General features: G+C 70.0%; 23 protein-coding genes. 10 read left to right on the top strand and 13 right to left on the bottom strand.

Annotation, left to right across the window (positions count from 1 at the left end; genetic code table 11):
• Positions 1–69 precede the first annotated feature (69 nt).
• From ftsH to dacB, 5 genes are all read right to left on the bottom strand, one after another.
• A complete protein-coding gene (ftsH, locus tag ABZ642_RS36030) occupies positions 70–2,109 on the bottom strand; it encodes an ATP-dependent zinc metalloprotease FtsH (RefSeq protein ID WP_360492245.1) in 2,040 nt (679 codons plus the stop codon).
• A gap of 209 nt (positions 2,110–2,318) precedes the next feature.
• On the bottom strand, positions 2,319–2,879 hold the full coding sequence (hpt, locus tag ABZ642_RS36035; protein ID WP_360492421.1) for a hypoxanthine phosphoribosyltransferase: 561 nt from the start codon (positions 2,877–2,879) through the stop codon (positions 2,319–2,321).
• A gap of 49 nt (positions 2,880–2,928) precedes the next feature.
• Entirely contained in the window at positions 2,929–4,023 is a 1,095-nt protein-coding gene (tilS, locus tag ABZ642_RS36040; RefSeq protein ID WP_360492248.1) for a tRNA lysidine(34) synthetase TilS, read from the bottom strand.
• A 191-nt stretch (positions 4,024–4,214) separates the two neighbouring features.
• Entirely contained in the window at positions 4,215–5,348 is a 1,134-nt protein-coding gene (locus ABZ642_RS36045) for a zinc-dependent metalloprotease (protein WP_360492251.1), read from the bottom strand.
• 142 nt (positions 5,349–5,490) lie between these two features.
• Entirely contained in the window at positions 5,491–7,089 is a 1,599-nt protein-coding gene (dacB, locus tag ABZ642_RS36050; protein WP_360492254.1) for a D-alanyl-D-alanine carboxypeptidase/D-alanyl-D-alanine-endopeptidase, read from the bottom strand.
• A 124-nt stretch (positions 7,090–7,213) separates the two neighbouring features.
• On the opposite strand from dacB, the gene ABZ642_RS36055 reads away from it, so the two are divergent.
• Both ABZ642_RS36055 and ABZ642_RS36060 read left to right on the top strand, forming a co-directional pair.
• Positions 7,214–7,705: an inorganic diphosphatase gene (locus ABZ642_RS36055; RefSeq protein ID WP_020941402.1), complete on the top strand. Its 492-nt coding sequence runs from the start codon at positions 7,214–7,216 to the stop codon at positions 7,703–7,705.
• Positions 7,706–7,877: 172 nt separating this feature from the next.
• The gene (locus ABZ642_RS36060; RefSeq protein WP_360492257.1) at positions 7,878–9,533 is read left to right on the top strand and encodes a threonine/serine exporter family protein; all 1,656 of its coding nucleotides are present in this window, start codon (positions 7,878–7,880) and stop codon (positions 9,531–9,533) included.
• Between the two features lie 111 nt (positions 9,534–9,644).
• On the opposite strand, the gene ABZ642_RS36065 is transcribed toward ABZ642_RS36060, so the two are convergent.
• Positions 9,645–10,622: a VTT domain-containing protein gene (locus tag ABZ642_RS36065; protein ID WP_360492260.1), complete on the bottom strand. Its 978-nt coding sequence runs from the start codon at positions 10,620–10,622 to the stop codon at positions 9,645–9,647.
• A 138-nt stretch (positions 10,623–10,760) separates the two neighbouring features.
• Here ABZ642_RS36065 and ABZ642_RS36070 point away from each other — a divergent pair, with 138 nt between their 5' ends.
• The gene (locus tag ABZ642_RS36070) at positions 10,761–11,129 is read left to right on the top strand and encodes a YbjQ family protein (protein ID WP_360492263.1); all 369 of its coding nucleotides are present in this window, start codon (positions 10,761–10,763) and stop codon (positions 11,127–11,129) included.
• 11 nt (positions 11,130–11,140) lie between these two features.
• Here ABZ642_RS36070 and ABZ642_RS36075 read toward each other — a convergent pair whose 3' ends face one another.
• On the bottom strand, positions 11,141–11,902 hold the full coding sequence (locus tag ABZ642_RS36075; RefSeq protein WP_360492266.1) for a MerR family transcriptional regulator: 762 nt from the start codon (positions 11,900–11,902) through the stop codon (positions 11,141–11,143).
• 129 nt (positions 11,903–12,031) lie between these two features.
• On the opposite strand from ABZ642_RS36075, the gene ABZ642_RS36080 reads away from it, so the two are divergent.
• Positions 12,032–13,318, top strand: a complete 1,287-nt coding sequence (locus tag ABZ642_RS36080) for an ion channel protein (RefSeq protein WP_360492269.1) — start codon at positions 12,032–12,034, stop codon at positions 13,316–13,318.
• Positions 13,319–13,350: 32 nt separating this feature from the next.
• On the top strand, positions 13,351–14,760 hold the full coding sequence (locus ABZ642_RS36085) for a glutamate decarboxylase (protein ID WP_360492272.1): 1,410 nt from the start codon (positions 13,351–13,353) through the stop codon (positions 14,758–14,760).
• A 24-nt stretch (positions 14,761–14,784) separates the two neighbouring features.
• On the opposite strand, the gene ABZ642_RS36090 is transcribed toward ABZ642_RS36085, so the two are convergent.
• The 3 genes from ABZ642_RS36090 to ABZ642_RS36100 all read right to left on the bottom strand — a co-directional run bounded on the left by ABZ642_RS36090 (position 14,785) and on the right by ABZ642_RS36100 (position 17,866).
• Positions 14,785–15,324, bottom strand: coding sequence for a DinB family protein (locus ABZ642_RS36090; RefSeq protein WP_360492278.1), 540 nt, complete (start codon positions 15,322–15,324; stop codon positions 14,785–14,787).
• Positions 15,325–15,426: 102 nt separating this feature from the next.
• A complete protein-coding gene (locus ABZ642_RS36095) occupies positions 15,427–16,887 on the bottom strand; it encodes an aldehyde dehydrogenase family protein (protein WP_360492281.1) in 1,461 nt (486 codons plus the stop codon).
• Between the two features lie 154 nt (positions 16,888–17,041).
• Entirely contained in the window at positions 17,042–17,866 is an 825-nt protein-coding gene (locus ABZ642_RS36100) for a helix-turn-helix transcriptional regulator (protein WP_360492424.1), read from the bottom strand.
• 354 nt (positions 17,867–18,220) lie between these two features.
• On the opposite strand from ABZ642_RS36100, the gene ABZ642_RS36105 reads away from it, so the two are divergent.
• Entirely contained in the window at positions 18,221–18,700 is a 480-nt protein-coding gene (locus ABZ642_RS36105; RefSeq protein ID WP_360492284.1) for an ATP-binding protein, read from the top strand.
• Between the two features lie 90 nt (positions 18,701–18,790).
• Here ABZ642_RS36105 and ABZ642_RS36110 read toward each other — a convergent pair whose 3' ends face one another.
• Entirely contained in the window at positions 18,791–19,009 is a 219-nt protein-coding gene (locus tag ABZ642_RS36110) for a DUF397 domain-containing protein (protein WP_052270045.1), read from the bottom strand.
• Positions 19,010–19,210: 201 nt separating this feature from the next.
• Complete coding sequence (locus ABZ642_RS36115; RefSeq protein WP_360492288.1) at positions 19,211–19,564, bottom strand: SRPBCC domain-containing protein; 354 nt, start codon at positions 19,562–19,564, stop codon at positions 19,211–19,213.
• Between the two features lie 56 nt (positions 19,565–19,620).
• On the opposite strand from ABZ642_RS36115, the gene rpsN reads away from it, so the two are divergent.
• From rpsN to ABZ642_RS36130, 3 genes are all read left to right on the top strand, one after another.
• Positions 19,621–19,926, top strand: coding sequence for a 30S ribosomal protein S14 (gene rpsN / locus ABZ642_RS36120; RefSeq protein ID WP_360492291.1), 306 nt, complete (start codon positions 19,621–19,623; stop codon positions 19,924–19,926).
• 268 nt (positions 19,927–20,194) lie between these two features.
• Positions 20,195–20,671: a hypothetical protein gene (locus ABZ642_RS36125; protein WP_360492294.1), complete on the top strand. Its 477-nt coding sequence runs from the start codon at positions 20,195–20,197 to the stop codon at positions 20,669–20,671.
• A 172-nt stretch (positions 20,672–20,843) separates the two neighbouring features.
• Positions 20,844–21,359, top strand: a complete 516-nt coding sequence (locus tag ABZ642_RS36130) for a DUF4232 domain-containing protein (protein WP_360492297.1) — start codon at positions 20,844–20,846, stop codon at positions 21,357–21,359.
• 97 nt (positions 21,360–21,456) lie between these two features.
• Here ABZ642_RS36130 and ABZ642_RS36135 read toward each other — a convergent pair whose 3' ends face one another.
• Positions 21,457–22,587 (bottom strand): DUF2786 domain-containing protein, encoded by a 1,131-nt coding sequence (locus ABZ642_RS36135; protein ID WP_360492300.1) that lies wholly within the window; start codon positions 22,585–22,587, stop codon positions 21,457–21,459.
• 143 nt (positions 22,588–22,730) lie between these two features.
• On the opposite strand from ABZ642_RS36135, the gene ABZ642_RS36140 reads away from it, so the two are divergent.
• Positions 22,731–23,510 (top strand): Clp protease N-terminal domain-containing protein, encoded by a 780-nt coding sequence (locus ABZ642_RS36140; RefSeq protein WP_360492303.1) that lies wholly within the window; start codon positions 22,731–22,733, stop codon positions 23,508–23,510.
• Positions 23,511–23,577 lie beyond the last annotated feature (67 nt).

The following is a 23,577-nucleotide window of genomic DNA, read 5'->3' on the forward strand; positions in this document are numbered from 1 at the left end:
AGCCGCGCCCCCCAGGCTAGATCCTGGGGGGCGCGGCATCCATTCCGAGCCGGGTGAGACCGGTGTGACTCAGCTCTCGGGACGGTCCTCCGGGGCCTTCTCGACCGCCGGGGCGGACTCCGCCGCCGTGGACTTCGCGGTGCTGATCGCCGGCGTCACGCCGTTCGCCCCGTTGGTCAGTGCGAGCTCCTTCGGGGAGAGCACCGGCGGGCGGGTGGACGGCGTACGGCGGGAGGAGCCGGTCCACGCGGGCCGCGCGGGCCGCTTGTGGATCGCGGCGAAGATCTCGGCGATCTCCTCCTTGCCCAGGGTCTCCTTCTCCAGGAGCTGGAGCACCAGGTTGTCGAGCACGTCGCGGTTCTCGACCAGGATCTCCCAGGCCTCGTTGTGCGCGTTCTCGATGAGCTTCTTGACTTCCTCGTCCACCAGGGCGGCGACCTCTTCCGAGTAGTCGCGCTGGTGGGACATCTCACGGCCGAGGAAGGGCTCGGTGTTGTCGCCGCCGAACTTGATCGCGCCGAGACGCTCGGTCATGCCGTACTGCGTGACCATCGCCCGGGCGGTGGTCGTGGCCTTCTCGATGTCGTTGGCAGCGCCGGTGGTCGGGTCGTGGAAGACCAGTTCCTCGGCCGCGCGGCCGCCCAGCATGTAGGCGAGCTGGTCGAGCATCTCGTTGCGCGTGGTCGAGTACTTGTCCTCGTCCGGCAGGACCATCGTGTAACCGAGGGCCCGGCCACGGGACAAGATCGTGATCTTGTGGACCGGGTCGGAGTTGGGGGAAGCCGCCGCGACCAGGGCGTGGCCGCCCTCGTGGTACGCGGTGATCTTCTTCTCCTTGTCCGACATGATCCGGGTCCGCTTCTGCGGGCCCGCGACCACACGGTCGATCGCCTCGTCGAGCATCTGGTTGTCGATGAGCTTGCGGTCGCTGCGGGCCGTGAGCAGCGCCGCCTCGTTCAGCACGTTCGACAGGTCCGCGCCGGTGAAGCCCGGCGTGCGGCGGGCGACCGCCGCGAGGTCGACGTCGGGCGCGACCGGCTTGCCCTTCTGGTGGACCTTGAGGATCTCCAGACGGCCCTGCAGGTCCGGCGGGTCGACCGCGATCTGACGGTCGAATCGGCCGGGGCGCAGCAGCGCCGGGTCGAGGATGTCGGGCCGGTTCGTCGCGGCGATGAGAATCACACCGCCCTTGACGTCGAAGCCGTCCATCTCGACGAGCAGCTGGTTCAGGGTCTGCTCGCGCTCGTCGTGACCGCCGCCGAGGCCGGCGCCGCGATGACGGCCGACCGCGTCGATCTCGTCGACGAAGACGATCGCCGGGGCGTTCGCCTTGGCCTGCTCGAAGAGGTCGCGGACCCGGGAGGCACCGACACCGACGAACATCTCGACGAAGTCGGAACCGGAGATCGAGTAGAAGGGCACCCCCGCCTCGCCGGCGACGGCACGCGCTAGCAGCGTCTTGCCGGTACCGGGACGGCCGTAGAGGAGCACGCCCTTGGGGATCTTGGCGCCGACCGCCTGGAACTTGGCCGGCTCCTGGAGGAATTCCTTGATCTCGTGGAGCTCCTCGACGGCCTCGTCACAGCCCGCGACGTCCGAGAACGTCGTCTTCGGGGTGTCCTTGGTGATGAGCTTCGCCTTGGACTTGCCGAAGTTCATGACCCGGGAGCCGCCACCCTGCATCTGATTCATCAGGAACAGGAAGACGACCACGATGAGGACGAAGGGGAGCAGGGAGAGCAGGACACCGACGAATGCGTTCTGCTTGGTCGGCGAGACGGTGTAACCGTCGGGGATCTGCTTGTCCTGGAACTTGGTCTGCAGCGTGTTGGCGATGGTCACGCCCTGGTCGCCGATGTAGCTCGCCTGAATCTTCGAGCTGCCGTCGACCTTCTGACCGTCCTTGAGCGTGACCTTGATGGTCTGCTCGTCACCGGTGGTCAGCTTCGCCGATTCCACCTTGTTGTCGTTGATCGCCGCCACGACCTGGCCGGTGTCCACCGTCTTGTAGCCGCCGGACGAGCCGACGACCTGCATCAACACGACCACGGCAAGGACGGCCAGCACGATCCACATGACCGGCCCACGGAAGTATCGCTTCACGTCCATCCATACGGAGCGGTGTCGCCCCGTCCCTCCTGCCATAGTGAGTTTGATAAGACAGTTCTTCTGACGGTACCCCAGCATGACTACCCGAAGCCGCACGGAGCGGCTCGGACGGCTGGCAAACCCGTCTCTGCATGCTCCAACGGCGCGAAACCCGCTGGGGTTCCCGTTCGTCTTACGTAAGTGGACCCTCCGGCGTATCAGCCGGGGGTTCAGCCGCCGTAGACGTGGGGCGCGAGCGTACCGACGAACGGGAGATTGCGGTACTTCTCGGCGTAGTCGAGGCCGTAGCCGACGACGAACTCGTTGGGGATGTCGAACCCGACCCACTCGACGTCGATGGCGACCTTGGCCGCGTCCGGCTTGCGCAGCAGGGTGCAGATCTTCAGGGTCTCGGGCTCGCGGGAGCCGAGGTTGTTGATCAGCCAGGACAGGGTCAGTCCGGAGTCGATGATGTCCTCGACGATCAGGACGTGCTTGCCCTTGATGTCGGTGTCGAGGTCCTTGAGGATCCGCACCACGCCTGAGGACTGGGTGCCCGCGCCGTAGGAGGACACGGCCATCCAGTCCATGGTGACAGGGGTGGACAGGGCCCGGGCGAGGTCTGCCATGACCATCACGGCGCCCTTGAGGACGCCGACGATGAGCAGGTCCTTGCCCGCGTACTCCGCGTCGATCTTCGCGGCCAGCTCGACCAGCTTCGCGTCGATCTCTTCCTTGGTGATGAGTACCCGCTGAAGGTCGGCACCCATGTCTTTCGCGTCCACCCGCATCACTTTCGGTCGTCCCACCGGCGGAGCCCGGACCCCGGGGGGTGCGGATTCAGCCTTGCCGGATCACCAGTCTGCCACCCTGACGCTGGGCGACGACTTTGCCGGGGAGATTGATGACTCCCTGACCGCGCCAGCCGGTGATCAGCCGGTCGACTTCCTCGATGTGCCGGGCGAAGAGCGAACCGGCCGGTGCGCCCGCCTCGATGGCCGCCCGGCGCAGGATCCGGCGGCGGACGGCGGGTGGCAGGGCGTAGAGCTTGGCGCACTCCAGCTGACCCGCGGCGTCCCGTACCGAGGCCTCGGCCTGGCTGGCCCAGGTGTCGAGGGCGTCGGCGTCGTCGCGGGAGAGCTGGGCGGTGCGGGCGAGGGCCTCGACGACGCCCTTGCCCAGGGCTTTCTCCAGGGCGGGCAGTCCCTCGTGACGGAGCCGGGACCGGGTGTAGGCCGGGTCCGCGTTGTGCGGGTCGTCCCAGACCGGCAGGGACTGGGCCATGCAGGCCTTGCGGGCGGTCTGCCGGTCCAGCTGGAGGAACGGGCGACGGTAACGGCCGCCGGCCCCCGAGACCGCGGCCATTCCGGACAGGGAGCGGATGCCCGAGCCGCGGGCCAGACCGAGCAGGACGGTTTCGGCCTGGTCGTCCCTGGTGTGACCGAGCAGGACCGCGGTGGCGCCGTGCCGCTCGGCGGCGGCGTCCAGGGCGGCGTAGCGGGCGTCCCGGGCGGCGGCCTCGGGGCCGCCGTCACGGCCGACGGTCACGGTGATCGACTCGGCCGGGTCCAGGCCGAGTTCGCGCAGTCTCAGGACGACTTCTTCGGCCCGCAGGTCGGAGCCGGGCTGCAGGCCGTGGTCGACGGTGATGCCGCCGGCGCGGACGCCGAGTTTGGGGGCCTCGAAGGCGAGGGCGGAGGCGAGCGCCATCGAGTCGGCGCCGCCGGAGCATGCCACGAGGACGAGCGGGGAGGGGGGCCGCTCGTTCGGTGACTGTTCCGGGATGTCTCCGACGGGGCGCGTGAGGCGCGCGACGATGCGCCCACCGGCGCGTTCGCCGGTGGTACGGCTGTAGGAGCTGTTGTCGGTGAGGATGTCGTGGAGGACGCGGCGGACCGCCAGGCGTATCGCCGCGACCGCAGGATGGGGACCCATGTCCGGTTCCCTTCATGAAGTTTTCGGGGGGTGAACCCGAGATCGGTCACTCAGAGTGTGTAGATGGTGACAGAAACGGGCCGTTCCCCGAGCATCGCACGCCTACCCATCGCTCACGGTCCCTCGGACGGGTGATTGGAGGGGCGTTCGCCTGCCGCGGGCGGGATCCGATTCACCACGCCCGCGTCGGTTCACGACTCGGCCTTGCGATGCACCCGCGCGACCCAGTCCGCCGGTTTGGCGATCTCGGCCTTCGTCGGCAGGGTGTTGGGGGAGGTCCACACCCGGTTGAAGCCGTCCATGCCGACCTGTTCGACGACGGCCCGCACGAACCGCTCGCCGTCCCGGTACTGCCGGAGCTTGGCGTCCAGGCCGAGCAGCTTGCGCAGGGTCATGTCCAGCCGGGAGGCGCCCTTGGCCCGCCGCTGCTGGAACTTCTCGCGGATCTCGGCGACGGTCGGTACGACCGACGGTCCGACCCCGTCCATGACGAAGTCGGCGTGTCCCTCCAGGAGGGACATGACGGCGGTGAGCCGGCCGAGGATCTCACGCTGGGCCGGGGTCTGCACCAGCTCGACGAACGACCGTCCGCCGTCGTCCTCCTCGGCTTCCGGGCGGCTCCCGGCGAGCGACTGGGCGGCGTCCCGGACCCGTTCGAGGACGGTCATGGGGTCGACGTCGGTCTCCGACAGGAACCCCTGGATCTCGCCCTCCAGATGGGCGCGCAGCCAGGGCACCGCCGAGAACTGGGTGCGGTGCGTCTCCTCGTGCAGGCACACCCACAGGCGGAAGTCGTGGGGTTGTACGTCGAGTTCGCGCTCCACGTGGACGATGTTCGGGGCGACCAGCAGCAGCCGTCCGCCGCCGTGCTCGTCCGCGGGGAGGTCGCGGGAGGCGGGGGCGAAGGTCTCGTACTGGCCGAGCACCCGGGACGACAGGAACGACAGCAGCATGCCGAGTTCCACGCCGGTGACCTTGCCGCCGACCGCGCCGAGGACCGCGCCGCCCGGACTGCCGGCCCGCCGCTCCTGCATCTTGTCCAGCAGCGGCTTGAGGAGTTCACGGAACCCGGCGACGTTGGCCTTCACCCAGCCCGGGCGGTCCACCACCAGGACGGGGGTGTCGTGGATGTCGTCGTTCCCCATACGAGTGAAGCCCCGGACGTGTTCCTCCGAGGCCTTCGCGTGCCGCCGCAGCTCCGCGACGATGACCCGGGCCTCGTCGCGGCTCACCTCGGGGCCCGGCCGCACGAGCCGGGTCGCGGTCGCCACCGCGAGATTCCAGTCGACCATCCCAGAAGAAGCAGCGCCACCGATGCTCGTCATGCGTCAACCGTACGTTAGTGCTCCCACTTGGGGCAGGCCGTGGAGGTTGGTGAGGGTGCGGCTGATTTGTGCGGTGGGCGGGGTGGGTGGTGCTTGCGCCGGCCGATGCGGGCGGGCGCCCGCACCGGCCGGGCGCCGCGGTTCACAGGCCTGCCAGCGCCGTCGCCGTCCGGTCCAGTGCCTCCTGGGCCTCCAGCGGACTCGTGGTGTCCGCCGCGAGAAAGGCGAACGCCAGCAGGCGGCCGTCCTTGTCGACGACCGTGCCCGCCAGGGTGTTGACCCCGGTCAGGGTGCCGGTCTTCGCGCGTACGACGCCTGCCGCGCCGTCCGTGTAACGCGTGCTCAGGGTGCCCGTGAAGCCGGCCACGGGCAGGCCGGTGAGGACCGGGCGCAGGCCCGGACGGTCCGCGTCGGCGGCCTTGACGAGCAGGGCGGTGAGCAGGTTCGCCGTCAGCCGGTCGTCACGGTTCAGGCCGCTGCCGTCGTGGAAGGAGGCGCCGGTCATCGGCAGGCCCAGCCGGGCCAGTTGGGCTTGGATGGCGGCCGCTCCCCCGGCGAAGGTGACCGGCCGGCCACTCGCCAGTGCCGTCTGGCGGGCCAGGGCCTCGGCGATGTCGTTGTCGCTGTTGGTCAGCATGCGCTCGACGATCGCGGACAGCGGGGGCGAGGAGACGGTGGCCAGGGTGTCGGCCCGGCTGCTCGCCTTGGAGGTGCCGGGCGACGAGGTCTTGATGCCGGCGGCGGTCAGGAAGCCGGCGAACTTTCGTGCCGCGTCGGCCGCCGGGTCGCTCACCCGGACCGCCGGGCCGTTGGCGGAGTCGTCGGTGCGGGCCTCGTCGGCCATGAGGGGGCTCACGCGCGCGAGGTTGTCGTTGACCCCGATGGGGTGCAGGTCGGGACCGCTGTAGAGCGTGGTGTCGTACGAGAGCGTGATCTGTTTGATGCCCCGCGCGGTCAGCGATCTCGCCGTCTCGGTCGCGAGGGTGCGCAGGCCGGCCCAGCCGCCCGTGTCCTTGCGGGCGGTCAGGGTGGGGTCGCCGCCACCGACCAGGACGACCTCCCTGGTGCCGGGTTCGAGGGCCACGCGCGTGGTGATGCGGTGGTCGGGACCGAGGGCGGAGAGCGCGGCGACGGCGGTGGCGATCTTGGTGGTGGAGGCGGGGGTGAGAGCCGTGTCGGCGCCGGCGCCGTAGAGGCGCCTGCCGGTGGCCACGTCGACGACCACGGCGGTGCGGGTGGCGCCGAGCGCCGAGGAGTCCAGAAGGGGCCCCAGGAGGTCCGTGACGGCCGTTCCGGAGATTCCGGCGGGTTCTCCGCTCGGTGCCGACTTCACGGTGTTCACGGCGGCGCCCAGGCCCGTCAGGACGGATCCGGCGCTGGGCGCGGGACTCGGCTCTCCCACGGCGGTGCCGGAACCGTGATCTGCGCCACCCGTCCGTTCCGGGGCGGCGGCCCGGTCCCGCTCGGCCGTACGCTGACCGTCGGCGTCCCAGGGGCCCGCCGCGGTCACCACACCGGCGGCCAGCGCGAGCCCCGCCGTGGCGGCGCCCGCCGTGTACTGCCAGGTCTTGAGGGTCCGGGGACGAGGGGGGCGGACCAGGGTGGCCGACCAGGGTCCCCCTGCACGCGTGATGCGTGCCAGCTGCGGTCCGACTACCCGCACCAACCGCTTGACCTGCGGTTTCGTGGCGGTCACCGCGCGTGCCAGACCCGGTCGCACGGCACCCGCGATCTTCCGCACACGCGGTTTCGCGGACTGCCAAGGCCTCAGCTCTGGCACGACCACCAGCCCCTTTCGCGATCACACACCAGCGTGAGGGACACTTAACCACCAGAACTATGTGTTGATCATGGAGGAGCCACCGGTGGAGTTCGACGTCACGATCGAGATCCCGAAGGGTTCGCGGAACAAGTACGAGGTGGACCACGAGACCGGTCGGATCCGCCTGGACCGTCGTCTCTTCACCTCGACCGCCTACCCGACCGACTACGGCTTCGTCGAGAACACTCTCGGCGAGGACGGCGACCCGCTGGACGCGCTGGTCATTCTTGACGAGCCGACGTTCCCGGGCTGCCTCATCAAGTGCCGCGCGATCGGCATGTTCCGGATGACCGACGAGGCGGGCGGCGACGACAAGCTGCTGTGCGTCCCGGCCACCGACCCGCGCGTGGAGCACCTGCGCGACATCCACCACGTGTCGGAGTTCGACCGTCTGGAGATCCAGCACTTCTTCGAGGTCTACAAGGACCTGGAGCCCGGCAAGTCCGTCGAGGGCGCCAACTGGGTGGGCCGCACCGACGCCGAGTTGGAGATCGAGCGGTCGTACAAGCGCTTCAAGGAGACGGGCGGCCACTGAGCCAGTCCGCGCACGGGAGACGGGCCGCACGCACGCGTGCGGCCCGTTTTTCGTGCCCTCCGGGTGTCCACCGGGTGTCCACCGGTCCGCGCGGGCAGGTTTTTGGTGGCCGCTGTGTGGTCATGCGCATACTGAGGCGTACTGAAATTGTCGTTCAGGGAGCGTTACGACGGTGACGGAGGAGGAGGACCGCAAGCCCCGGTCGGACGAGGCGCGGTACGACCCGGAGATCACGTCCGAGTTCGCCCTTCCGGCGGGCATCGCGGTCCCCGAGGCCGGCGTCGAGCCCGAGACCACGTCCGAGTTCGTGGTCCCGAAGGGGCTGGCGACGCCGCAGCCGGTGCCCGGCGAGCCGGAGGGCTCGGCGTTCACCATGCCGCGCACCTACAGCGCCCACGACGCCCCGGCCGCCTTCACGCCCGCCTCCGGATTCCCCACGGTCAGTCTCGTCAAGGACGCGCCCTGGCAGGACCGGATGCGCACGATGCTGCGCATGCCGGTGGCCGAGCGGCCGGCGCCGGAGCCGGTGCAGAAGGCCGAGGAGGGCGGGCCCGCCGTTCCGCGCGTCCTCGACCTGACGCTGCGTATCGGGGAGTTGCTGCTGGCGGGCGGCGAGGGCGCGGAGGACGTGGAGGCCGCGATGTTCGCGGTCTGCCGGTCGTACGGACTCGACCGCTGCGAGCCCGGCGTCACCTTCACGCTGCTGGCGATCTCCTACCAGCCCTCGCTGGTCGACGACCCGGTGACGGCGTCCCGGACGGTGCGGCGGCGCGGGACCGACTACACGCGGCTGGCCGCCGTCTTCCGGCTCGTGGACGACCTCACCGACCCCGAGACCCATGTCTCCCTGGAGGAGGCCTACCGGCGGCTCGCGGAGATCCGCCGCAACCGGCACCCGTACCCCGGCTGGGCGCTGACCGGCGCGAGCGGGCTGCTCGCCGGGGCCGCCTCGGTGCTGGTCGGCGGTGACTTCCTGGTGTTCGTGGCGGCCGCGATCGGCGCGATGCTCGGCGACCGGCTGGCGTGGCTGTGCGCGGGGCGGGGGCTGCCGGAGTTCTACCAGTTCATGATCGCCGCGATGCCGCCGGCAGCGATCGGGGTGGCGTTCGCCCTCGCCCACGTCGATGTCGCGGCGTCCGCCGTCGTCACCGGTGGGCTGTTCGCGCTGCTGCCCGGGCGGGCGCTGGTCGCGGGCGTCCAGGACGGGCTCACCGGCTTCTACATCACCGCGTCCGCGCGGCTGCTGGAGGTCATGTACTTCTTCGTCGGCATCGTCATCGGGGTGCTGACGATCCTGTACTTCGGCGTGAAGCTGGGCGGCCGGCTCAACCCCGACGCGACGCTGATCGGCTCCGAGCGGCCGCTGCTGCAGATCGCCGCGTCGATGGTGCTGTCGCTGACCTTCGCCGTACTGCTCCAGCAGGAACGATCCACCGTGCTGGCCGTGACCCTCAACGGCGGTGTGGCGTGGTGCGTCTACGGCGCGATGCACTACGCCGGCGGGATCTCGCCGGTCGCCTCCACGGCCGCGGCGGCCGGGCTGGTGGGGCTGTTCGGGCAGTTGCTGTCGCGGTACCGGTTCGCCTCCGCGCTGCCGTACACGACCGCGGCGATCGGCCCCCTGCTGCCGGGGTCGGCAACCTACTTCGGGCTGCTGTCGATGGCGCAGAACGAGGTCGACAAGGGGCTGGTGTCACTGGCCAAGGCGGCGTCGCTCGCCATGGCCATCGCCATCGGGGTCAACCTGGGGTCGGAGATCTCGCGGTTGGGGCTGCGGGTGGGGTCGGCCGGTAAGCGCAGGGCCGCGAAGCGGACGCGGGGGTTCTGAGCACCTGAGGGGGCCGCGGGGCGCCCAGGGGGAGCATCGGTCCGTGCGCGACCGCGGGTCGTGCGGGTTGATCGCGCAGGTCCCCGCGCCCCCAAAAGCAGGGTGTCGCGCTTACGGCGCCCGGTAGTGGTCCTCACCGTACGGGTTGTCCTGCCGGCCGTAACCGTTCTGGTCGTAGCCGTTCTGGTCGTAACCGTTCTGGTCGTAGTACGGCTGCTGCTGGCCGTACTGCTGCTGAGGCTGCTGCTGGCCGTACTGCTGCTGAGGCTGCGGCTGGCCGTACTGCTGCTGCGGCTGGCTGTACTGCGGCTGCTGCTGGCCGTACTGCTGGTGGGGCTGGCCGTACTGCTGCTGCGGCTGCTGCTGCGGGGTGTACGTCGGCTCGATCCTGCGGAGCTGGGTCGTCGCGTCGTCCATCGTCGGCGGGGCGGGGTGCTGCGGGAGCGGCTGCTCCGCCGGTGTCGCCTTCTTGCTCTTCGAGCGGGCCCGCAGGAACTCGATGGCGATCGGGACCACCGAGACGAGGACGATCAGGATCAGGATCGCCTCGATGTTGTTCTTGACGACGTCGATCTTGCCGAGCCAGGAGCCGAGCAGGGTGACACCGGCGCCCCAGAGCACACCGCCGATGACGTTGAACACCACGAACGACCGGTAGGCCATGCCGCTGACGCCGGCGATGATCGGCGTGAACGTGCGGATCACCGGCACGAAGCGGGCCAGGATCAGGGACTTCGGGCCGTGCTTCTCGAAGAACTCGTGCGCCTTGGCGATGTTCTCCTGCTTGAAGAGGCGGGAGTTCGGGCGGTTGAAGAGCGACGGGCCGACCTTCTTGCCGAACATGTAGCCCGCCTGGTCGCCGAGGATCGCGGCGACGCAGATCAGGGCGATGGCGCCCCACAGGGGGAAGTCCAGCTTGTTCGAGGTGATCAGCAGGCCGCAGGTGAACAGGAGGGAGTCACCCGGCAGGAAGAAGCCGATCAGAAGGCCGGACTCGGCGAAGACCACCAGGAGCAGGCCCCAGATGCCGAACGAGTCGAGAAGGTTGTTCGGATCCAGCCAGCTCGGGCCGAGGGCGAGCGTCATCACGGTTCCGGGCTCCTGTGGGGTGAAGGCACAGCGGGTTCCTTGTGCGGCCGCACAAAACTATCAACGCAATGTGTCCACCCCAGGTTCCACCGGTGGAACCTGGATGCACTGTGCCTGCCCTGGGGAATGGCTGTGGACATGGGTATCGAAGAATACGGCGGCGGTCAGGGACCCCGTCCCGACGTGCTGGTGGTCACCACGAACGACGTTCCCGGGTACCGGGTGCGGGAGGTCATCGGCGAGGTCTTCGGACTGACCGTGCGCTCCCGGCACCTGGGCAGTCAGATCGGTGCGGGTCTGAAGTCGATGATCGGCGGTGAGCTGAAAGGGCTGACGAAGACGCTCGTCCAGACCCGTACCCAGGCCATGGAGCGGCTGGTGGAACAGGCACGCGCGCGTGGCGCCAACGCCGTGCTGGCCTTCCGGTTCGACGTGACCGAGGCGGCGGACGCGGGCACCGAGGTGTGCGCGTACGGCACGGCCGTCGTCGTCGACAGACTCGACTAGCCCGACCCGGGTCACGTCGTGTGCCGCGCCGCGTTCGCCTCGATCGCCGCCTTCAGGTGCTCGGCCAGGCCCGGGGCCATCGAGTCGTAGAACGCCTTGAAGCGCTCGTCGGACACGTACATCCCGGCGAGGCAGCGGTGCATCTCGTACGGGCAGTCGTAGAACCAGGCCGAGATGTGCCGCCGGTGCTCCTCGGCCATGTCCATGGCCCGTGCGCCGGTCGGCGGCTGGGCCTCGTTCACCAGGGCGGCGTAACGCTCGCCCCAGTCGTCGACCTCGGCCTTCATGCGCTGCCAGTCGGCCTTGGTGTAGCGGGCGGCCCGGCGCTGCGACTCGGCGTAGGCGTCGGTGCCGCCCCAGCGCTGCTCGGCCTCCTCGGCGTACTGCTCGGGGTCCTTGTCGCCGAAGACCTCGAAGCGTTCCTCGGGTGTGAGGTTGATACCCATCCTGCGTGCCTCCATGGCGTGCTCCACGGCCGCGGCCATCTTCCGCAGCTTCTCGATCCGGGCGGTCAGCAGTTCGTGCCGGCGGCGCAGCTGCGCGCGCGGGTCCGCGTCCGGGTCGTCGAGCAGCGCCGCGACCTCGTCGAGCGGGAAGCCGAGCTCCCGGTAGAACAGGATCCGCTGCAGCCGGTCGAGGTCGGCGTCGCCGTACCGCCGGTGCCCGGCGGGGCTGCGCTCGCCCGGGACCAGCAGGCCGATCTCGTCGTAGTGGTGCAGGGTGCGCACGGTGACGCCGGCGAATCGGGCGACCTGTCCTACGGAGTGACTCACTTCCGCTCCTTTCCGGGCTCCACTTTGGGTCCTCACGTCACGTGAGGTGCAAGTCCGTGGGGTTCGGGTCCGCTCGGGGTCCGTTTCCTCCGGGATGTTGTGTCGGTTTTGCCCGCTTATGGTGGGGCCGTGGCCCAGGACACCGCGCGGCAGGCGCTCCCCACCCCGCCCTCGGCCCCCGCACGTGCCCTGCTGCCGCTGATCGTGCCCGCCCTGGTCGTCGGGGTCGGCAGCAGCCTGCTGTACCTGGTGGTGAGCTCACTGGCGGAGCGGTTGCAGCACGTGCTCTGGAACAACCTGCCGGACGCGCTCGGCATCGGGCGCTACTCGGTGCCGTGGATGCTGGTGATGCTGACCGCGACCGGCGTGGCCGTCGGGCTGGTGGTGTGGAAGGTTCCCGGGCACGCGGGGCCCGATCCGGCCACCCTGGGCCTGGAGGCGGTGGCGCTGCCGCCCGTCGTCCTGCCGGGGCTGCTGCTGGCGACCGTGCTGATGCTGGCCGGGGGCCCGAGTCTCGGCCCCGAGAACCCGATCATCGCCGTGAACGTGGGACTGGCGCTGTGGCTGGGACGCCTCGCGATGCCCAGGCTGCCGGGCTCGCTGTGGCCCGCGCTGGCCGACGCGGCGACCCTCGGCGCGCTGTTCGGTACGCCGGTGGCGGCGGCCCTGGTGATCTCCGAGGCGCTGGCCGGGAAGCCACTGAAGGGGGCGCTGTGGGACAACCTCTTCGGGCCCCTGATGGCGGCGGGCGCGGGTGCGATGACGACCGCCCTGGTCGCCCGTCCGGCCCTGGACCTCGGGCTGCCCGCGGTCGGCAGGCTGCGCTGGGCCGATCTGCTGACGGCTCTGGTGATCGCCCCCGTGGCCGCGCAGCTCGGCATGCTCGCCGTCTACGCGCTGCCGTACGTCCACGGGGCCTTCCGGCGCCTCGGGCACCCCATGGTGGCCCTGCCGGCCGGCGGTGTGGTCCTCGGCCTGCTGGGCGCGCTGGGCGGCCATCTGACGCTCTTCAAGGGCCTGGACGAGGTCGCGGAGCTGGCGAAGAACCCGGCGGGCTGGTCGGCGGGACAGTACGCGGTGATGACGGTCGTGAAGCTGGCCGCGCTGCTGGTGGCCACCGCCTGCGGTTTCCGCGGTGGCCGGATCTTTCCGTCGGTTTTCATCGGCGCGACCCTCGGGCTGTGCGCGCACGCCCTGGTGCCCGCCGTCCAGCCCTCGGTGGGCGTGGCTGCAGGTGTGCTGGGCATGCTGTTGGCGATCACCAGACAGGGCTGGGTGAGCCTGTTCACGGCCGCCGTGCTGGTGGCCTCGCCGACGATCCTCGCCCTACTGTGCATCGCGTCGCTGCCCGCCTGGCTGCTGGTGACCGGACGGTCGAAGATGCAACTGCGGGCGGACGGCACGGCCCTGCGCTGAACCTTGTGAAACTGCTCCAGGAGGCACCTGTCATGCCGCTCCACAAAGGATCCGGTAAGCACCGCGAGCGCTCCATGTCCGTCAACCCGTTCTTCGGTGAGGCGAATCCGGTCGCCGGCATGACCGAGGCCCCGCCGACGCACCGGCTGCCGGACGGCCCGCTGCCGCCCTCGACCGCCTACCAGCTGGTTCACGACGAACTGATGCTGGACGGCAACGCCCGGCTGAATCTGGCCACGTTCGTCACCACCTGGATGGAACCGCAGGCCGGTGTCCTGATGGCGGAGTGCGACGACAAGAACATGATCGACAAGGACGAGTACCCGCGCACCGCCGAGCTGGAGCAGCGCTGTGTGGCCATGCTCGCCGAGCTGTGGAACGCGCCGGATCCGGCCGGCACCATCGGATGTTCGACGACGGGCTCCAGCGAGGCCTGCATGCTGGCCGGGCTGGCGATGAAACGCCGCTGGGCGCAGCGCAACACCGACCGTTATCCGGGCACCGCCCGGCCGAACCTGATCATGGGCATCAACGTCCAGGTCTGCTGGGAGAAGTTCTGCAACTTCTGGGAGGTGGAACCCCGGTTCGTACCCATGGACGGCGACCGCTACCACCTGGACCCGCAGGCCGCCGCCGAGCTGTGCGACGAGAACACCATCGGGGTGGTCGGCATCCTGGGCTCCACCTTCGACGGGTCGTACGAGCCGATCGCCGACCTCTGTGCCGCCCTGGACGCCCTCCAGGAGCGCACCGGCCTCGACATCCCGGTCCATGTCGACGGCGCGTCCGGCGCGATGATCGCGCCCTTCCTCGACGAGGACCTGGTGTGGGACTTCCGGCTCCCGCGGGTGGCGTCGATCAACACCTCCGGGCACAAATACGGCCTGGTCTACCCGGGCGTCGGCTGGGCGCTGTGGCGCGACAAGCAGGCGCTGCCCGAGGAACTGGTCTTCCGGGTCAACTACCTGGGCGGCGACATGCCCACCTTCGCCCTCAACTTCTCCCGCCCCGGCGCCCAGGTGGTCGCGCAGTACTACACGTTCCTGCGGCTCGGCCGGGACGGCTACCGCGCGGTGCAGCAGGCCTCCCGGGACGTGGCCACCGGGCTCGCCCAGCGCATCGAGGCGCTCGGCGACTTCCGGCTCCTCACCCGGGGCGACGAGCTGCCCGTGTTCGCCTTCACCACCGCCGACCACGTGACGTCGTACGACGTCTTCGACGTCTCCCGGCGGCTGCGCGAGAGCGGCTGGCTGGTGCCGGCGTACACCTTCCCGGCGAACCGGGAGGACCTGTCCGTGCTGCGGGTGGTGTGCCGCAACGGCTTCTCGAAGGACCTGGCCGAGCTGTTCCTGGAGGACCTGGACCGGCTGCTGCCCGAACTGCGCCGGCAGCCGCATCCGTTGATCAGGGACAAGGACGCGGCCACCAGCTTCCACCACTAGGAGCGGCAGGGGCGGCAGGAGCGGCTAGGAGGCCTGCTCCAGGGCCACGAGTTCGAAGGCCGTCTTCCCGTCCAGGGACTCGCGGACGATGTCGGCGTGGCCCGCGTGCCGGGCGAGTTCGCGGATCAGGTGGAGGCAGACCCAGCGCATGGAGACCCGGCCCTCCGGCGGGAACCAGGGGTCCGGCGGAAGCGGGAAGGTGTCGTCGAGGCTGGGGACGGAGCGGACGAACTTCTCCGTCTCGGCGGCGACCTGCTCCCAGTAGGCGAGCTGCGAGGCCACCGTCTCGTCGCCGACCAGCTGGAAGGTCTCGTGCCAGTTCGACTGGTCGCGCCGGATCGCGGGCGGCTCCTGCTGGGCGCGGGCGATCCAGCTGTGCTCGACCTCGGCGGCGTGCTTGAGCAGGCCCGCCAGGGTCAGCTCGCTCGCGCTCGGCCTGCTCGCCGCCTGCTCGTCGGTCAGACCGAGCAGTGCCCGGCGGATGCCGCCACGCTGTTCCTCGATGAAGGAGAGCAGTGCTCCGCGCTCGTCGCCCTGGGTTTCGGCGGAAACGTGAGTGACCATGACGGTCGCCTTTCCTCGGGTCGTGTTGCCCTGACACCGACGAAGCTACGGGCCCTTTAGGCCAGATCTCGTCCTAAAGGGCCCGTCGCGGTCAGGCGGGTCTCAGAACGGGAAGCCGCTCCGGCCGTGCTGGACCGAGATCCACTTCAGGGTGGTGAAGGAGTCCACTGTGGTCTCGCCGTTCAGGCGGCCGAGGCCGGAGTGCTTCTCGCCGCCGAAGGGGACGACCGGCTCGTCGTGGACCGTGCCGTCGTTGACGTGGAACATGCCGGTGTCGATCTGCTTGGCGAAGGAGACGCCCCGCTCGATGTCACCGGTGTGGACGGCGCCGCTGAGGCCGTACGGGGTGTCGTTGACGATACGTACGGCCTCCTCCTCGCCGTCGAAGGGGATGAGGAAGGCGACCGGGCCGAAGACCTCCTGGCGGAGCAGTTCGGACTCGGCCGGGACGTCGGTGAGGACGGAGGGTTCGACCAGGTTGTCGGTGGTCGTGCCGTGCAGCAGGGCCGTCGCGCCCTCGGCGATGGCCTGCTCGACCGTGGCCGAGATCGACTCCGCCTGCTGGGAGTTGATCAGCGGGCCGATGACGGTCGCCGGGTCGCTCGGGTCGCCGGCCTTGAGGGTCTTCACCTTGGCGACGAACTTCTCGGTGAACTCGTCGGCGATCGACCGGTCGACGAGCACGCGGTTGGCGGCCATGCAGACCTGGCCCTGGTGGACGTAGCGGCTGAAGACCGCCGCGTCGACCGCGTAGTCGATGTCGGCGTCGTCGAGGACCACGATCGCGCTGTTGCCGCCCAGTTCGAGCACCGAGCGCTTGAACAGCGAGGCGCAGACGGTGGCCACGTGCCGGCCGACCTTGTCGGAGCCGGTGAAGGAGATGACCTTCGGGACGGGGTGCTCGATGAAGGCGTCGCCGATCTCCGCGATGTCGGTGACGACGACGTTGAGCAGGCCACCCGGCAGGCCGGCGTCCTCGAAGAGCTTCGCCACCAGGGTGCCGCCGACGATCGGGGTGTTCTGGTGCGGCTTGAGGACCACGGCGTTGCCGAGCGCGAGCGCCGGCGCGACCGACTTGATCGACAGCAGGAAGGGGAAGTTGAAGGGGCTGATCACGCCCACGACACCGACCGGCACGCGGTAGACGCGGTTCTCCTTGCCGTCCACCGGGGAGGGCAGGATCCTGCCCTCGGGGCGCAGCGACCACTGGATCGACTCGCGCAGGAACTCCTTGGCGAGGTGCAGCTCGAAGCCGGCCTTCAGGTGTGTGCCGCCGAGCTCGGCGATGATCACCTCGGTGATCTCGGCCTCGCGTTCCTCGATCAGGCGCAGGGCCTTCTCGAAGACGGCACGGCGGGCGTAGGGATTGGTGGCGGCCCACTGCTTCTGGGCGCGCTCGGCGGCCCGGTAGGCCTGATCTATCTCCTCGACCGCGGCTATGGTGATCGACGCCAGCTTCTCGCCGTCGTACGGGTTGAAGTCGATGATGTCCCAGGAACCGGTCCCCGGGCGCCACTCACCGTCGATGTACTGCTGGGCCAGGTCGGTGAAATAGGACGACATGTGATCCCTCGATCCCCTGCTGCGTCGGCAGTCGATGCAGACACCCGATCCACATCCACATCACGGTCTGATCACGCGTCATGGTACTTGCGTGGCAAGGGAGTTGGGGCACCAGTTCGATGATCTAGGGAAATCCCCAGGTCCATCGATATATCTACGACAGCTGCAACAGCCCGCGCAGCAGGTCCCGGCTCTCGTCCGGTCCGGGGCTGTCCTGCTGGAGCTCCTTCAGCGCCTGCTCGTACTGGGCCACGTCCTCGCGCTTGTCGAGGTAGAGGGCGCTGGTGAGCTGCTCCAGGTAGACCACGTCGGACAGGTCGGACTCCGGGAAGCTCAGGACCGTGAAGGAGCCGCCCTCGCCGGAGTGGCCGCCGAAGCTGAACGGCATGATCTGGAGCCGCACGTTGGACCGCTCGGAGATCTCGACGAGATGCTGGAGCTGACCGCGCATCACCTCACGGCTGCCGTAGGGCCGGCGCAGGGCCGCCTCGTCGAGGACGATGTGGAAGTCGGGGGCGTTTTCGGCCACCAGGTACTTCTGCCGCTCCATGCGCAGGGTGACCCGGCGCTCGACATCCTCCTCGCTGGCCCCCTTCATGCCGCGCCGCACCACGGCGCGCGCGTACTCCTCGGTCTGCAGGAGGCCGTGCACGAACTGCACCTCGTACGCGCGGATCAGATGCGCCGCGCCCTCCAGGCCGACATAGGTGGGGAACCAGCTCGGCAGGACGTCCGAGTAACTGTGCCACCACCCCGCCACGTTGGCCTCCCGGGCGAGGGAGACGAGCTGTTCGCGCTCGGCCTCGTCGGTGATGCCGTACAACGTCAGCAGGTCTTCCACGTCCCTCGTCTTGAAGCTCACCCGACCGAGCTCCATACGGCTGATCTTGGATTCGGAGGCTCGGATCGAGTACCCCGCGGCCTCGCGGGTGATGCCCCGGGCCTCACGCAGCCGCCTGAGTTGCGAGCCGAGCAGCATTCGCCGCACCACCGATCCGGGCTCTCCCGCGCTCACGTTCGCCAGCCTCCCCAACCGTCTTCAGGGCCCGCAGTCTGCCACTAAAACACTTCGAGCAGTACTCGTCCGGTTACGGAAACGGAAAGCGGCCAAAGTTTAAGCGCAGGAAGTTGCAAGCAGGTAGTGAGCCAACGGCTGCAAGTTGGCGGAAAAAATGGCCAAGAAGCGGTACGGGAGGGTCCAATTCGGTCGCGTGCACGTGCATCTGCCCTTGCATCTGCTGTGCGCATCCGAAACCATGGTCCCGCGCCACCGCTGCATCGCAACGACCGCGAATTCCCGGGAGTGCCTCGCATGGGGACGAATGGATCGACCATGCTCAAGCCATTACGGCAGGGCCTTCCGCCGCTTGATCCCGCGGCCGTGTCCAACGCCGCCTCCTGCGCCCTGCCGGCCCGCTACGAAGCGGTGCGCGAGGCCCGGCTGTTCACCCGGAGAACGCTCGACCAGTGGGACGTCGGGGAGCGCTTCGACGACATCTGTCTCGTCGTCTCGGAACTCGTCACCAACGCCCTGCGGCACGCGGTGCCCGGGGAGTCCGATCGCTCCGCCGTCCCGCAGGCCCCGGCCGTCCGGCTGCACCTGATGCGGTGGACCGAGCGGCTGGTGTGCGCGGTGCGCGACCCGAGCCACGACACCCCCGCCCCCAGGGACTCCGACGACTTCTCGGCGGAGTCGGGCCGCGGGCTGTTCCTGGTCGACTCCTTCAGCGACAGCTGGGGCTGGCACCCGCTGGCGGGCACCCTCAGCGGCAAGGTGGTGTGGGCGCTGTTCCGGCTCCAGGCCGCCGAATAGGAAACCCGGCGTCTTCGGACGCCGGGTTTCTACGCGCGTTGCCGTACATTCTGCGGCGAATGCTCCGGGTTCCTCCTGGTGCGCCCGGCCTCAGCTCACTATCAGGTGATCGAACTCGCCGTCCTTGACACCGAGGAGCATCGCCTCGATCTCCGCGCGCGTGTAGACGAGCGCCGGCCCGTCCGGGAAGCGCGAGTTGCGGACCGCCACGTCGCCGCCCGGCAACCGCGCGAACTCGACGCAGGAACCCTGCGAGTTGCTGTGCCTGCTCTTCTGCCAGGCCACTCCGTCCAGCTGCGTCGCAGCCATGCCGTTGTACACGTCAAACCCCCCGTACACGCCGTCAACGTCGAGGTCCACAGGTCGCTCCCCGGTGGTGCACTAGCTGGCTGATGTGACCATTGATGCAGTGGCCAACTGACCCGGATCATAACCCTGTTCACGTGCAGGTGCATGAGCAGATGCACGTGCACGGGGGGTGTTCCTGCGGTTACAGCTTTGACGACCGCTTTACCCGGGCCGTTCCAGCGTCTGCCCCGGAGCTGCCCAGACATGCGACCGCCGGCCCCCGTCCATGATCGTCCACGCCGTCATCCGCGCCGGGTCGTCGAGATGGAACGCCTCATGTACTAGGAAGAGACGCGTACCGCGGCCCTCCTGTTCCAGCGTCCGTGTGATGGTCCGGTGAGTGAGACCGGCCGGATCGGGATCAAACCACCGGACGGACAGCATCCGTTCCGGGCCGCGGGCGTGAACCCGCACGTCGGCGACACCGGAGAAGCCGGTGACGGGACGCGGGACAGAGATCGTCCGGTACCGGTGACCGACCTCGAGACGGAAGTTCTCGTGCCCTGCATATGCCACTGCACGAGCGCGTCCGCGCGCGGGGCGTGAAGGTCTGACGGGGGCGAGGCACCGATATGGCGAAGAAGAGCAAGATCGCGAAGAACGAGCGGCGGCAGGAGACCGTCGCCCGTTACGCGGTCCGCCGGGCCGAACTGAAGGAGATCGTCCGGCGGCCGGCCGGCACGGAGGCCGAGCGGCTCGCCGCCCAGCGTGAGCTGCGCGGGCAGCCGCGTGACGCGAGCGCCACGCGCGTACGCAACCGCGATCAGGTGGACGGCCGTCCGCGCGGCTACTTCCGCGCGTTCGGTCTGTCCCGCGTGAATCTGCGGGGGCAGGCTCACAGCGGATACCTACCCGGCGTCCGCAAGTCCTCCTGGTGAGTCCTGGTAGCTTGCCGCTGTCGTTCGGGCGGCCGGGCGGCCGACCCCCCTAGAGCTTGGGAGCGTTGCGGTGACCACGGCTAAGGCGAGTACGACTACGACGCACACGGAGACGGCTGCGGCCGCGACTTCGACTTCGGCACGCACGGGGACAGCTTCGACTTCGGCTTCGGCTTCGGCTTCGGCTTCGGCGGACGCAGGGACGGCTGCGGCCGTGGCGCGGGGCGCGTCGACCGGACGGCCGGGCGCGCGACCCACCGTGCGGATCGTGGCCGCCGCCGCGGCGGGGCTGGTGGGCGCGCTCGCGCTGGCCGCGTGCAGCGGCGGCGACTCCGGCGGCTCCGGCGGCGACTCCTCGGCCACCTCGCCCGGCGCGTCGTCCGCGGCCGCGACCGCCACGTCGGGATCGGGCGGCACCGCGGCCTCGTCCGACGCGCTGCAGGGCAGCTGGATCACCACGAGCGGTGGCAAGATCGTCGCCCTTGTGGTCACCGGCAAGAGCGCCGGGCTCTTCGAGACCGGCGGGTCCGTGTGCAGCGGAACCGCCGGCGAGGAGGCCGGGATGCGGATGATCCACCTCACCTGCACGGGCGGCAGCAAGGACCGGGTCACCGGAATGGTCGACTCGGTCAGCAAGAGCGGCATGAAGGTCACCTGGTCCGGAAAAACCGGCGAGGAGACCTACACCAAGGCGGAGGGCGGCAAGTTGCCGTCGGGTCTGCCGACGGCAGGCCTCGGACAGTAGGAGAAATAGGGGCAATAGGCGCGCGTTCGGCGGCTGAGGCGTACTTTCACCGGTCGGCGGCGATCGGCCGGAGTGCGCCGCGAAGCGGTCAGAGGCAGGGGCGGGCGCGCGGGACCCGGGCCGGGGCGTGATGATGCTGGGACACCGCCACGACCTCGATGGGGATCTGCTCATGCGCGCCATTCCGCTCACCGTCACGGCCCTCGCCGCCGCCCTCGCCCTGACCGCCTGCGACGACGGCAACGCCGGCACCAGCGGCAAGAACAGCTCGGCCTGCGAGGTGGGCAAGGTCTCCGTCCAGGTCGGCTCCGCAAGCGTCGCGCCGGCCGCGGGCGACACCGGCGAGGTGCCGGTGAGCCTCACGAACCAGAGCGCACCCTGCACGCTGGACGGCTTTCCCGGCGTCAAGCTCAAGGCGGGTGGCACCTCGGCGACGGTGTCCGCCGTGTCGGGCGCGAAGGCCGACAAGCTCAAGCTGGCCAAGGGCGACTCCGCGACGTTCTCGATCAGCTATGTGCGCGCCGAGGACGGCGACAAGGCGGGCCTCGCGGCCACGTCGATGACGGTGTCCCTGCCGGGGAGCGACGCGACGCAGAGCTTCCCGTGGAAGTACGGGCCGGTGGCGGGCAAGGGTTCCGCGGACAAGCCGAACGCGACGGTGGGGGCGTTCCAGCAGGCGGGGGACTGATTTCCGGGGCGGCCGGGCTGAGCTGGCCGGGCCGGGTCGCACGTCGACCCGGGTCGCACGTCGGCCCGGGCCGTACATCGACCCGGGCCACGTCGGCCTAGGGCAGTGGGGAGCGTGAGTGGACCTGGGCCCGGTCCGCGGCTCTCGTACCCTCCGTCCAGCCTGCCTCGTCGGTCACCCCGCGCAGGCGGGTCGTGGTGGTCTCCGGGAACATCCGCTCCATGCGGTCGGTCACGGCCATCTCCCTGGTGGCCAGGACCGGAAGCAGGTCCTGGGGCGCCTCGGACCCGGTGACGGCCGCCCGCGCGACGGCCGCCAGCCGATCGCCGACCCGGTGGGCGTACGCCGCCAGGAAGGACTGACGGAAGGTCTTCGTGCGCTTCCGGCCGCCCGCCCGCTGCGCCGCCTCCGCCTTCGTCATCGCGTGCGTGGCCTGCACCAGCAGCGAGGTGTAGAGCAGCTCGACCGCCTCCAGGTCCGCCTCGAAACCGACGACCGTGGAGAACGCCAGCGGCTCGTTCCACACCGCCCGGCAGTGGTTGGCCGTGGCGACCGCGTCCAGCAGCACCGCCTTGGCCTGCTCGTACGGCGGCTCGACCCCGATCCGGCAGGCCCCGGGCGCATCCGGCGCGGGCGCCCCCGCGGCGAGCAGCGCCTCGTCGACGCTGTGCCGGGCCATCAGCTCCTGCGCCTTGGCGCTGAGCGCCTCCGCCTCCTCGGGATAGCCGGTCGCCTCGGCCTTGGCGAGCAGCGCGCGGATCCGGGTGAGCATGCGGGACTCCGGCCGGTGCGCGTCCGCGCGGGGGCCGGACTCGTCTAGGGGCTCCAGGGAGGGCAGCCGCAGCAGCAGCCGGTACAGCTCCAGGACGGCGGTGGCGTGCGAGAAACGGTCACCCACGCGCGCGTGGCCGTCCGGCAGCGCGTCCAGCTGTGCCTGCCAACGGGGTCCGCGCGGCCGGTCGTCCGGCGCCTGCGCCCGGATCAGCCCGGCGGCGAGCCGGACATGCGGGTCGTCCAGCTCGCGCCGCACCAGGCGTACGACGTCGGCGGGCTGCCAGCCGCGCCGCCAGGCCGCGGCGACGAACTCCCGTCCCCGGCGCGCGAGTTCCGCGTCCGCGCCGGAATCGGCCGCGAGGAGGGACGCGCCCGTGTCGAGGCCGGAGTCGGTGCCGTCGTACAGGGCGGTCTGGAAGGCTCGGTCGACGGTGCTGGGTTCACTGCTGGTCACACGTCGATCGTGCCACGCGCCACGGACAGCGGTCGGCGGCCGTCCACACCCTGTGGACAACTGTCCGGCGCCCGGCCGTCACGAGAGAACCAGAATGTCAACCGATGGTTGACACCCTTAGAGTGTCAACCTACGGTTGACATATGGCGACCAACCCGAACATCACGTCATCCGTACGCCTCGACGACCTCATCGCGGCGATCAAGACGGTTCACCCCGAACCCCTCGACCAGCTCCAGGACGCGGTGATCGCCGCCGACCACCTGGGCGACGTGGCCGACCATCTGATCGGCCACTTCGTCGACCAGGCCCGGCGCTCGGGCGCGTCCTGGACCGAGATCGGCAAGAGCATGGGCGTGACCCGGCAGGCGGCCCAGAAGCGCTTCGTGCCCAAGGAGTCGGCCGACCTCGACCCCAGCCAGGGCTTCAGCCGCTACACCCCGCGGGCGAAGAACGTGGTCATGGCCGCCCACAACGAGGCGATCGCGGCACGCAACCCCGAGGGCCGACCCGAGCACCTGGTCCTCGGCCTCCTGTCCGAGCCGGACGGGATCGCGGCGAAGGCGATCGTCGCGCAGGGCGTCCTGCTGGACACCGTGCGCCAGACCGCGACGGCCGCGCTCCCCCCGGCCGCCGAGAACGTCCCGGACCTCGTTCCCTACGGCCCGGAGGCCAAGAAGGCCCTCGAACTCACCTTCCGCGAGGCCCTGCGCCTCGGCCACAACTACATCGGCACCGAACACCTGCTGCTGGCCCTGCTGGAACACGAGAACGGCGACGGCGTCCTCAGCGAACTGGGCATCACCAAGCCCGCGACCGAGGAGTACATGTACAAGGTGCTGGGACTGCTGCTGGAACAGAAGAACGCGGCGGCGGAGGCGGCGGAGGCGGCGGGCGGGCCGAAGGAGGGCGAGGCGGGCTGAAAAGACCGTCGAGACGCTGAATTCCCAGGTCAGGACCGTTGTCAGTGCCAGGTGCCACACTCGCAGC

Source organism: Streptomyces sp. NPDC007157 (assembly GCF_040634235.1).
Taxonomy (GTDB): Bacteria; Actinomycetota; Actinomycetes; order Streptomycetales; family Streptomycetaceae; genus Streptomyces.

Excerpts from the sequence above, each read along its gene's own strand:
- ftsH (WP_360492245.1), bottom strand. The coding sequence starts at position 2,109 with ATGGACGTGAAGCGATACTTCCGTGGGCCGGTCATGTGGATCGTGCTG.
- hpt (WP_360492421.1), bottom strand. The coding sequence starts at position 2,879 with ATGCGGGTGGACGCGAAAGACATGGGTGCCGACCTTCAGCGGGTACTC.
- tilS (WP_360492248.1), bottom strand. The coding sequence starts at position 4,023 with ATGGGTCCCCATCCTGCGGTCGCGGCGATACGCCTGGCGGTCCGCCGC.
- ABZ642_RS36045 (WP_360492251.1), bottom strand. The coding sequence starts at position 5,348 with ATGACGAGCATCGGTGGCGCTGCTTCTTCTGGGATGGTCGACTGGAAT.
- ABZ642_RS36070 (WP_360492263.1), top strand. The coding sequence starts at position 10,761 with ATGGGTATCGAAGAATACGGCGGCGGTCAGGGACCCCGTCCCGACGTG.
- ABZ642_RS36085 (WP_360492272.1), top strand. The coding sequence starts at position 13,351 with ATGCCGCTCCACAAAGGATCCGGTAAGCACCGCGAGCGCTCCATGTCC.
- ABZ642_RS36090 (WP_360492278.1), bottom strand. The coding sequence starts at position 15,324 with ATGGTCACTCACGTTTCCGCCGAAACCCAGGGCGACGAGCGCGGAGCA.
- ABZ642_RS36095 (WP_360492281.1), bottom strand. The coding sequence starts at position 16,887 with ATGTCGTCCTATTTCACCGACCTGGCCCAGCAGTACATCGACGGTGAG.
- ABZ642_RS36100 (WP_360492424.1), bottom strand. The coding sequence starts at position 17,866 with ATGCTGCTCGGCTCGCAACTCAGGCGGCTGCGTGAGGCCCGGGGCATC.
- ABZ642_RS36105 (WP_360492284.1), top strand. The coding sequence starts at position 18,221 with ATGCTCAAGCCATTACGGCAGGGCCTTCCGCCGCTTGATCCCGCGGCC.
- ABZ642_RS36110 (WP_052270045.1), bottom strand. The coding sequence starts at position 19,009 with ATGGCTGCGACGCAGCTGGACGGAGTGGCCTGGCAGAAGAGCAGGCAC.
- rpsN (WP_360492291.1), top strand. The coding sequence starts at position 19,621 with ATGGCGAAGAAGAGCAAGATCGCGAAGAACGAGCGGCGGCAGGAGACC.
- ABZ642_RS36130 (WP_360492297.1), top strand. The coding sequence starts at position 20,844 with ATGCGCGCCATTCCGCTCACCGTCACGGCCCTCGCCGCCGCCCTCGCC.
- ABZ642_RS36140 (WP_360492303.1), top strand. The coding sequence starts at position 22,731 with ATGGCGACCAACCCGAACATCACGTCATCCGTACGCCTCGACGACCTC.